Source organism: Legionella sp. km772, assembly GCF_003989735.1.
Classification (GTDB): Bacteria; Pseudomonadota; Gammaproteobacteria; order Legionellales; family Legionellaceae; genus Legionella.
On record NZ_RZGQ01000108.1, the window covers coordinates 1 to 9,979 of the forward strand.

Below are 9,979 nucleotides of genomic sequence, written 5' to 3' on the forward strand. Positions count from 1 at the left end.
TGGAAAATCAAATAATCACTATAAAGATCAAGCATATCCATTTAATTCCCTCCCTAAAATTAAGGGCGGAATTCTAATGCTTTTTAGTCAAACTACAAGTTTATGTGCGTAACATGAGTGATTAATGAAATATGGGGCACTGCAGAGAGCCCTCTACAGCAAACATTAACAAGCCTGAATAGTATTGAGCTAGCTGAACTTACGGAAAAAATACTCCTCTGTCCTCATTCTGTTACTTTCATTAAGCCCTTCCTCCTCACTCTTTCGGAGCACCTAATAAGCGGTCTTTGGAATAAACTGCCCTCTTTTCCCATGCCTAATAGAGTAGTATTTATGGAAGTGTTAGAAAATACATTAGCTACCCTCTTAAACAATGCCAAAAATACTGCAAACAATGATCAACAAAAAACGATGCAAGAACATGTTAAACAAAATCCTCCACTATCTTCCAGCGATAATTGTAATAATTTTTTTAAAAACCCAGAACAGAGGTCGCATAGATACCATGAAGAAAAAGCAGTACACTCTGAACCTAACCCCTTGGTAAAAAATAAATCTTAATAGATCTATCAAAGATAAATTGATTGGGAGGTTTAGCTTTTTATCGCTCTCCACAATGAGCTGGTGTCAAATTAAGCACAATTTTTTCAGGACTAAAAGGACTGTTTTGAACACTGATTGTTAAATTGACGCCTTTTATGGCGTCAATTGATGAGGATTAATATTAATGCTGAGCAACTAAAGGATTCTTTTGCACCCCATTTTGATCAGGGTAAGCTAAAATAATTACTTTGGTTCCCACTCGCATAAACTCTTCATTTAACCATTTTGCAGCACTGGGGAATACGCGTACACAACCATGGCTGGATGGATGCTCAGGTACTTCGTAGGCGGCATGAATGGTGAAACCTTGATAGAAGTACATACAATAAGGCATCTTTGCGCCACCTTTCGTATCTACAGGGTACTCACCCGAACGACACTCAGCGCCTCGTTTGTTGTAGACTTTAAAAGTACCCGTTATCGTTCTGCATGATTGGCTGGCATTTTCCTCACAAGCATCAACACCCGCAGAACCACCACCGGTCATTACCCGCACGCCTTCTTCATTATAAGCTGCCCAGGCAGATGCCTTAGGATCAAAAACAAACAAGCGCTCGCCGGTTGCTTTAATTTGCTCCGGGAAATAATTACGCCCTCTTTTATCCTTGGTATAATGAATGGTTCTGTGGACATAGCCCGCATCATCAGTAATTAAAGTAGACTCATCATACTCCACACATCCTGTCAAACTAAGTGACAGCAGCAGCACTAAGCCAAACAACTTTTTCATTTAAGGTTTCTCTCCAAAATATTCCTAATTAATCTTGCAAACGTCGGTATTTAATGCGCGATGGTTTATTCGCATCATCACCTAAACGACGTTTTCTATCTTCTTCATAATCACTATAATTACCTTCAAAATAGGTGATTTGAGAATCCCCTTCAAAGGCCATTAAATGAGTACAAATTCTATCTAAAAACCAACGATCATGCGAGATAACAATGGCACAGCCTGGGAAGTTAAGAATCGCTTCCTCTAAGGCCCTTAAGGTTTCTACGTCGAGATCATTACTTGGTTCGTCCAGTAATAAAACATTACAGCCACTTTTTAACAACTTGGCTAAATGAACCCGGTTACGCTCACCTCCAGAAAGTTGCGACATTTTCTTTTGCTGATCTGTACCTTTGAAATTGAACCGACCCACATAAGCACGCGATGGCATTTGGAAGCTGCCCACCTGCATAATATCATGACCATCAGAGATTTCTTGCCATACTGTTTTAGAGCCATCTAAATCATCACGCATCTGATCAACATATGCCAACTGTACCGTATCTCCAATACGGATAGTACCGCTATCCGGTTGCTCTTGACCAGTGATCATTTTTAAAAAGGTGGATTTACCAGCACCATTGGGGCCGATAATACCCATTACCCCACCTTTAGGTAATTTAAAGTTTAAATTATCGATTAAGATACGATCGCCAAAGGATTTACAAATATTTTCACCCTCTAAGACCAAATCACCTAAGCGTTCACCTGGTGGAATATAAATTTCATTGGTTTCACTGCGTTTTTGGAATTCTTTGGAATTCATTTCCTCAAAACGGGCTAAACGGGCTTTATTTTTCGCATGGCGTCCTTTTGGTGAAGTCCGCACCCATTCTAATTCTGCTTTAATGGTGCGCTGATGCGAGTCTTCTTGTTTCTTTTCCATTTCAAGGCGGGCTTCTTTTTGCTCTAACCAAGACGTATAATTCCCTTTATATGGATAGCCTTCCCCTCTATCTAATTCTAAAATCCACTCGGCCGCATTATCCAAGAAATATCTATCGTGGGTAATTGCCACTACGGTGCCAGGGAAGTCTTCTAAATAATGCTCTAACCAAGCCACACTCTCCGCATCCAAGTGGTTAGTCGGCTCATCGAGCAATAACATATCAGGACTTGATAATAATAAGCGGCATAAAGCGACTCGACGACGCTCGCCTCCAGATAACTTACCGACGATGGCATCCCAGTCGGGGAGTCTTAACGCGTCGGCTGCAATTTCTAAACGCCGATCCAGATCCCAACCACCACCAGTTTCAATTTCATTTTGTAACTCACCTTGTTCCGCAAGTAAGTTATTCATTTCATCGTCACTCATGGGTTCTGCAAAACGCATGCTAATTTCATCAAAGCGGGCTAATTTGTCTTTCATCTCTGCCACGCCTTCTTCAACCACTTGCCGCACGGTTTTTTCTAAATCTAATTCAGGTTCTTGGGCTAAATAGCCAATTTTAATGCCGGGTTGCGGTCTTGCTTCCCCGTCAAATTGTTTATCAACCCCGGCCATAATTCGTAACAAGGTTGACTTACCCGAACCATTTAAACCTAAGACCCCAATTTTTGCACCTGGGAAAAAACTCAAAGAAATGTCTTTTAAAATAAATCGCTGATTTTCAACCATTTTACTTACACGATTCATAGTAAAAATATACTGTGCCATAAAAACTCCACGTTATTACTCATCCCATAGCTTTACGTAACTCTAGCTTGGTCGATTTAAAATTCTTCCTGGCGGTAAACAACCAGGCTATAGTCCATCTGTTACCAATTTAAAATAACTTTTCCTGATTGTCCTGATGCCATAATTTGAAAAGCATGCTCATAGTCTTCTACGGGAAAATGATGGGTCATTACGGGTTTTATATCTAAACCACTTTGAATCATAGCGATCATTTTGTACCAGGTTTCAAACATTTCCCGCCCATAAATACCTTTGATTACTAAGCCTTTAAAAATGACTTGGTTCCAATCAATTGCCGTTTCTTGCGGCGGGATACCCAACATCGCCACATGACCACCATGATTCATCGCTTTCATCATATCGTTGAGCGCAAACGGGTTACCTGACATCTCTAACCCGACATCAAAACCCTCCGTCATTCCCAATTCCGTCATCACATCACTTAACTTATCGTATTTAACATTGACCGCACGGGTAACACCCATTTTTCTAGCTAGATCAAGACGGTAGTCATTAACATCGGTGATCACCACATGCCGTGCACCAATATGGCGGACAATAGCTGCAGCCATAATCCCTATTGGTCCTGCTCCAGTTATTAAAACATCTTCTCCAACTACATCAAAGGCTAAGGCACAATGGGTTGCATTGCCAAAAGGATCAAAAATAGACGCATGATCCCCAGAAATATTTTCTGGGATAACAATGACATTAGATGCAGGAAGCGCTAAAAACTCAGCAAAACAACCTGGACGATTAACACCTACCCCCAAGGTATTGCGGCATAAATGACGTTTACCAGCACGGCAATTCCGACAAAAACCACAAGTAATATGTCCTTCACCAGAAACACGCTGCCCTACCGATAAGCCTTTTACTTCTTTACCTACAGCAACAATCTCTCCATAAAATTCATGGCCTACGGTCATAGGTACAGGAATGGTTGCTTGTGCCCAATCATCCCAAGTATAAATATGAATATCGGTTCCACAAATGGCAGTTTTTTTAATTTTTATTAAAACATCATTCACCCCGTATTCAGGGACAGGTACTTCCTGCATCCAAATTCCCGGTTCTCTTTTTGCTTTAACTAATGATTTCATGGATACCTCAAAGATGTAAGCCATTTACTCCTTGGTTCATAAACCAAGGAGTGCAATGAAATTAAATAACAGAAAATTCTTTACCTACTTGTTCAAAAGCCTGAATTGCCTTGTCTAAATGAGGTAGTTCAAGTGCCGCTGACATTTGTGTACGAATACGCGCTAATCCTTTAGGAACTACAGGGTATGAAAAACCTACTACATAAATGCCTAATTCTAATAAACGCGCCGACATGCGTCCAGCTAAACTTGCATCTCCTAACATGACAGGAATAATGGGATGCTCGCCCGGAATTAATTTAAAGCCTAATTTCGACATACCCTCTCGGAAATAGTGGCTATTTCTTTTTAATTTATCAGCCAATTCATTACTTTGACTTAATTTATCTAAGACCATGCAGGATGTCTGGGCTATCACGGGCGCCAAGGTATTAGAAAATAAGTAAGGGCGTGAACGTTGACGCAACCACTCAATAATTACAGCATTGCCAGAGGTATAGCCTCCTGACGCCCCCCCTAAAGCTTTACCTAAGGTTCCAGTAATGATATCAATACGTTCCGTAACCCCAAAGTGCTCAGGTGTTCCACGACCAGTTTTACCCATAAAACCAACGGCATGGGAATCATCAACCATCACCATGGCGTCGTATTTATCTGCTAAGTCACAAATTGCTGGTAAATTAGCTAAAATACCATCCATTGAAAAAACCCCATCCGTAGCGATAAGGCGGAAACGAGCATTTTTAGCCGCAATCAATTGTTGCTCAAGATCCTTCATATCGTTATTAGCATAACGATAACGAGCCGCTTTACATAAACGTACACCATCGATAATACTGGCATGGTTTAGTGAATCACTGATGATTGCATCCTCTTCTCCCAGTAAGGTTTCGAATAAACCAGTGTTCGCATCAAAACATGAGGAGTAAAGAATCGTATCATCTTTACTTAAAAATTCGCTGATTTTGTTTTCCAAACGTTTATGTGGCGTTTGAGTACCACAAATGAACCGCACTGAGGCCATACCATAACCATACTCACCTAAGGCCTTTTGTCCTTCCTCAATAAATTCTTGATTATTGGCTAATCCTAAATAATTATTAGCGCAGAGATTAATCACTTCATGGGCATTGACTGTCACTTCAGCTTGCTGCTGACTAGAAATAATCCGTTCGGATTTAAAGAGACCTTCTTTTTTGAGACCATCCAATTCATTTTGTAGAAAATTAGTAAATCGCTCAAGCACAGTGCTCTCCTCAAAATAGGTATAAAGTCGTTAATAATAGCAAATTATAAACTGACTCTCCATGTTAAAAATGCACGCGCCTTAGAAAGGCTTTTAATAGAGTCCAAATTCTTGCTAAACTTGGCACAACGCTTTAACCTATCACGATAATTAACCGGTAACAGAAATGAATAATAATAGCGCACGTACAAATATGGTCAAACAACAACTTCGAACTAATGATGTTCTGGATGAATCCATTCTTGCTTTATATGATTTAGTTCCTCGCCATGAGTTTGTTCCTGAGCAATACGCTGCTTTTGCTTATTCTGATATGCAAATCCCGCTCAGACATGAGCAAAGAATGCTAACCCCCTTAGAAGAAGGCATGATTTTGCAAGCACTCGACCTTCGAGGCCATGAAACGGTTTTAGAAATAGGTACCGGGTCGGGATTTTTTACTGCTTTATTGAGCAAATTATGCAAAAAAGTAATCAGTGTTGATTATTATGCTGAATTTACCCACAATGCTGCTGCAAAATTAAAAGCCCATCATTGTGATAATGTCGAATTAATCACTGGAGATGCATCGCGAGGCTGGTTAGAAAAGGCACCCTATGATGTAGTGGTTTTTACCGGTGCTGTTGAGCAATTGACCCAAACCCATAAATTACAAATTTTACCGGGTGGAAAATTATTTTCTATAACCGGAAAATCGCCTATAATGCAGGCGCGTCTTTATTCTTTAGATCATGAAGGTATTTGGACAGAATCCTTTCTGTTCGAAACAGATATTCCAAACTTGATTGATCACCTAAAACCAAAAGAATTCGTTTTCTAGGGATCGTTTTAATGAAAAAAGCACTGTTTTTCTGTGTCTTAGCAGGTATTAACACACAGATTTTTGCAACTGATCTAATGGATATTTACAAGCAAGCTTTAGAGAATGATACTCAATTTAAAGCGGCCTATGACAACTACATGTCCAGCACAGAAGCAGTGCCACAAGCGCGTGCCGCTTTATTCCCGCAAGTGGGAATTAATACTTTAGTTGGACGTAATCTACAAGATGTTAAAGCAGGCGGCCAAAGTGCTAAACTTGCTTATGGTAGCAACCAATGGCAGGTCACTGCATCCCAAGCTATTTTTAATTACCAAGCTTGGGCGGCGATCAATAAAGCAAAGGCCTCTGTAAAAGCCGCACAAGCTACCTTTAATGACGCAGCGCAAAATTTAATTTTAAGAACAGCCAAAGCATATTTTGACGTTTTGTTTGCCAAAGATACCTTAGATTTCGCCGAAGCCAAAAAAAGAGCTAATAAGCGGCAATATGATCAGGCCACTCAACGCTTCAATGTTGGTCTTGATGCGATTACCTCAGTTTATGAAGCAAAGGCGGCCTATGATCAATCGGTTGCCACCGTTATTTCTGCCCGTAATAACCAAATAAACCAAAGTGAAAATTTAAGAAAATTAACTAATCATGTCTACGAGGCCCTAGCCCCTTTAAAAGACAGTAAAATACCCCTCATTAAACCAGAACCAGCTGATGTTAATGAATGGATAGATGCTGGCTTGAAACAAAATTACAATTTACTTACTGCGAAGTACTCTTTAGAAGCTTCAAAAGAAAGTATGAAGTCAATTTCTGCAGGAAACTGGCCCGTATTTTCTATTCAAAGTAATGCGACACAAACTCATAACCAAGTAGACGCCGGTTCATTTTTTGCCCCCTCAAGACAAACCCAAGCAGGTGTGGCTTTAGCCATGAATTTCCCCATTTTCCAAGGGGGCTTAGTGCAATCACAAACCCGTCAAGCTCAATATAATTTCCGGTCCAGTAGTGAACAATTAGAGCAAGCCTACCGCGATGTAGTGGTGAACAGCCGCATTGCATTTAATACTATTAATGATGGGATTAGTAAGGTAAAAGCCGATCGGCAAACGATCATTTCACAAAGAAATTCATTGGAAAGTACGGAGGCTCAATTTGAAGTAGGAACCCGTACGATGGTGGATGTAGTTAATGCCCAGCAGAGGCTTTTTGAAGCCCAAGAGCAATTAGCCAACGATCAGTACAACTTGATTTATTCTATTTTAACTTTAAAATACCTCGCTGGCACTTTAAACGTTAATGATTTAGAGCAAGTAAATTCATGGCTAGCAACTACACGGGTTAATGGATTTCCCAATGAAAGTAATTTAGCCTCCAAATAACTTAGGTTTTTTATATGTCGTCCAATCCTTCAGCAGTTGAAAAAAAATTACTTCATTATACTGGCAAAGCCATCGCTGATTTTAATATGATCCAGCGCCATGATAAAGTCATGGTCTGCTTATCAGGCGGTAAAGACTCATTTACCATGCTCACCATCTTAGATATGCTTCGCCGTCGTTCCGGAAATAAATTCGAAATTTTTGCTTTCACCTTAGATCAGGCTCAACCGGGTTGGGATGATTCTGCGTTGAAACAATGGTTGAATGATCGTTCTATTCCTCATGAAATACTAACCCGTGACACCTATAGTATTGTTAAAGAAAAGGTGCCTGAAGGCAAAACCTACTGCTCACTGTGCTCACGTTTACGCCGTGGTATTATCTATCGCTATGCCGAGGAGAAAGGCTTTAATAAAATAGCTTTAGGTCACCATCGTGATGATCTCATTCGTACTCTAATGATGTCTATGCTATATAATGGCGTTATGAAATCTATGCCGCCTAAGTTATTAAGCGATAATAAAAAGCATATCGTCATTCGCCCCTTAAGCTATGTTCAAGAAAAAGACATTATCACTTATGCTACCCAGCAAGCCTTCCCTATTATTCCCTGTAATTTGTGTGGCTCGCAAGAAAATTTAATGCGCAAGAAAGTAGCTAAACTTATTGATCAACTTGCTTTAGAAAACCCTAAAGTTCCTAGCAATATGTTACATGCCTTGCAAGGTATTAAACCAAGCCAATTAATGGATCAATCCATGTGGGATTTTAAAAATCTAGAAAAACAGTTAATCAATGCGAATGCCAATGAAGCGGAGGAGCTATTTTCGGCTGAAGAATTAGCTTGTGAAGAAGAATTTATGTAATATATTTCTGGTAGGTTTCCCCTCAGCGGCAATCTACCTTCATCTACTTAATTAATGATTGTATTTTTTAGTAAGATAAACTAATTTAAAAATTCGCTAACACAAAGAGACAATCATGAAATTTGGCTATACCATTATTTATGTGGACGATGTCCGCGCTTCTCTTAATTTTTTTGAGCAAGCTTTTGGTTTAAAAATACGCTTTTACCACGATTCAGGGTACGGCGAATTAGAGACAGGAAATACAACACTTGCTTTTGCCTCTCATGCTTTAGGGGCAAATAACCTCCCTGAAGGGTATATAGCAACCAATGAGTCAGTCAAACCTTTAGGCATTGAAATTGTTTTAATCACCGATTCGGTTCCTCACGCACACCAGCAAGCAGTTATGGCCGGAGGCATATCTTTACAAGACCCAGTAGATAAACCCTGGGGACAAACTGTATCCTATATTCGTTGTCCTGACGGTACTTTGGTTGAGTTATGCTCGCCTGTTTCGAATTAATTTTGAAGCTAGACGAATAGCAAATACCTCCAGGCTCAATCTCCTTTAATTATTTAAGTTACACTTAAGGTTGCCGTTTCATTCAAGCTACTTTTATCTAAAGCAATCAAGGTCTTCAAAATGGCCTGGGGGAAATAATAAGCGGGAGATGCCGGTGATAGTGCGCACTCTCCTGCATGAGACAGCGCCATAGCCTTAAGTACCAATTCATAAAAACTTTTATCATCACTGTCTGTAGTGGCTCTAATACCTTGAATATAAGGCAATTCGCCACACGAGCTGATGTGAAGCGAGTCATTATCAAGTAGAATGAAATGCCGGCGGCGTAATACTTCCATAGAGCGAAATAAACTATGCAAGCGATAAGCTTTTGCTAAAGTACGGGTTGCCTCCATGCTATAGCCTAATTTTTCACTGTCATGTTGCGGGTTTAAGAATAGAGAGCCTTTAAATTTCACAGCATCTTCACTATGCAAGTCACACAGTCGACTAATAACTTCTAAGATGGGTGGTAACCATAAACCGGCAGTGAAAATAATAATGTCATCCTGCTGAGCATAAATTTTTTCAATCATAGTCTTAAGCAGTTCGGGATTAAGCACAAAAAAATAAAATCCACCAATTTTTATCCCTGCTGATAAATCATGGCTAGGGTGGATATGTTTATATTTTTTAATACTTTCGTAGGTAGCACCATGCAAGTCGAATTCTTGTTCAGTAAGCGCTACGTAAACAGTTTCATCAAGGTCGAGCAATAAGGTAGTTTTATGAGAAATATCTTTGGCGCCCATGCTTCATTGTTTTTAAAATTTTTTCTAAAATTAACAGATATTAAGAAAAATAGCTCGATTCAAAGAAAATCTTTGAATCGAGTTTAGATTAACGCTCAGGGCCACCTCATGAAAAAAATCTAGCTTAAATCGGTAAATAATGAGAGGCTAGCTTCATTTAAATGGATATAGGAATGAAGCTGGAAGAAGGATTTTTAGATTTTTTTATTTCACTTG

At 39.7% G+C, this 9,979-nt stretch carries 10 protein-coding genes; 5 read left to right on the plus strand and 5 right to left on the minus strand.

The window, feature by feature from the left end; genetic code table 11:
* The first annotated feature begins 117 nt into the window (after positions 1-117).
* Positions 118-561: a hypothetical protein gene (locus ELY15_RS16140; RefSeq protein ID WP_158617453.1), complete on the plus strand. Its 444-nt coding sequence runs from the start codon at positions 118-120 to the stop codon at positions 559-561.
* Between the two features lie 163 nt (positions 562-724).
* Here the strand turns inward: ELY15_RS16140 and ELY15_RS10805 are convergent, their stop codons facing one another.
* From ELY15_RS10805 to ELY15_RS10820, 4 genes are all read right to left on the minus strand, one after another.
* A complete protein-coding gene (locus ELY15_RS10805; protein WP_127099878.1) occupies positions 725-1,333 on the minus strand; it encodes a L,D-transpeptidase in 609 nt (202 codons plus the stop codon).
* Between the two features lie 28 nt (positions 1,334-1,361).
* The gene (ettA, locus tag ELY15_RS10810; RefSeq protein WP_127099880.1) at positions 1,362-3,035 is read right to left on the minus strand and encodes an energy-dependent translational throttle protein EttA; all 1,674 of its coding nucleotides are present in this window, start codon (positions 3,033-3,035) and stop codon (positions 1,362-1,364) included.
* Between the two features lie 101 nt (positions 3,036-3,136).
* Positions 3,137-4,159 (minus strand): L-threonine 3-dehydrogenase, encoded by a 1,023-nt coding sequence (gene tdh / locus ELY15_RS10815; RefSeq protein WP_127099894.1) that lies wholly within the window; start codon positions 4,157-4,159, stop codon positions 3,137-3,139.
* 61 nt (positions 4,160-4,220) lie between these two features.
* The gene (locus tag ELY15_RS10820) at positions 4,221-5,405 is read right to left on the minus strand and encodes a glycine C-acetyltransferase (protein ID WP_127099882.1); all 1,185 of its coding nucleotides are present in this window, start codon (positions 5,403-5,405) and stop codon (positions 4,221-4,223) included.
* A gap of 166 nt (positions 5,406-5,571) precedes the next feature.
* Between ELY15_RS10820 and ELY15_RS10825 the strand changes: the two genes are divergently transcribed.
* The 4 genes from ELY15_RS10825 to ELY15_RS10840 all read left to right on the plus strand — a co-directional run bounded on the left by ELY15_RS10825 (position 5,572) and on the right by ELY15_RS10840 (position 8,972).
* On the plus strand, positions 5,572-6,225 hold the full coding sequence (locus ELY15_RS10825; RefSeq protein ID WP_127099884.1) for a protein-L-isoaspartate O-methyltransferase: 654 nt from the start codon (positions 5,572-5,574) through the stop codon (positions 6,223-6,225).
* Between the two features lie 11 nt (positions 6,226-6,236).
* The gene (locus tag ELY15_RS10830; RefSeq protein WP_127099886.1) at positions 6,237-7,601 is read left to right on the plus strand and encodes a TolC family outer membrane protein; all 1,365 of its coding nucleotides are present in this window, start codon (positions 6,237-6,239) and stop codon (positions 7,599-7,601) included.
* A gap of 14 nt (positions 7,602-7,615) precedes the next feature.
* A complete protein-coding gene (gene ttcA / locus ELY15_RS10835) occupies positions 7,616-8,467 on the plus strand; it encodes a tRNA 2-thiocytidine(32) synthetase TtcA (RefSeq protein ID WP_127099888.1) in 852 nt (283 codons plus the stop codon).
* A 115-nt stretch (positions 8,468-8,582) separates the two neighbouring features.
* Complete coding sequence (locus ELY15_RS10840) at positions 8,583-8,972, plus strand: VOC family protein (RefSeq protein WP_127099890.1); 390 nt, start codon at positions 8,583-8,585, stop codon at positions 8,970-8,972.
* 53 nt (positions 8,973-9,025) lie between these two features.
* On the opposite strand, the gene ELY15_RS10845 is transcribed toward ELY15_RS10840, so the two are convergent.
* A complete protein-coding gene (locus tag ELY15_RS10845) occupies positions 9,026-9,763 on the minus strand; it encodes a hypothetical protein (protein WP_127099892.1) in 738 nt (245 codons plus the stop codon).
* Positions 9,764-9,979 lie beyond the last annotated feature (216 nt).

Excerpts from the sequence above, each read along its gene's own strand:
- ELY15_RS10805 (WP_127099878.1), bottom strand. The coding sequence starts at position 1,333 with ATGAAAAAGTTGTTTGGCTTAGTGCTGCTGCTGTCACTTAGTTTGACA.
- ettA (WP_127099880.1), bottom strand. The coding sequence starts at position 3,035 with ATGGCACAGTATATTTTTACTATGAATCGTGTAAGTAAAATGGTTGAA.
- tdh (WP_127099894.1), bottom strand. The coding sequence starts at position 4,159 with ATGAAATCATTAGTTAAAGCAAAAAGAGAACCGGGAATTTGGATGCAG.
- ELY15_RS10825 (WP_127099884.1), top strand. The coding sequence starts at position 5,572 with ATGAATAATAATAGCGCACGTACAAATATGGTCAAACAACAACTTCGA.
- ELY15_RS10830 (WP_127099886.1), top strand. The coding sequence starts at position 6,237 with ATGAAAAAAGCACTGTTTTTCTGTGTCTTAGCAGGTATTAACACACAG.
- ttcA (WP_127099888.1), top strand. The coding sequence starts at position 7,616 with ATGTCGTCCAATCCTTCAGCAGTTGAAAAAAAATTACTTCATTATACT.
- ELY15_RS10840 (WP_127099890.1), top strand. The coding sequence starts at position 8,583 with ATGAAATTTGGCTATACCATTATTTATGTGGACGATGTCCGCGCTTCT.
- ELY15_RS10845 (WP_127099892.1), bottom strand. The coding sequence starts at position 9,763 with ATGGGCGCCAAAGATATTTCTCATAAAACTACCTTATTGCTCGACCTT.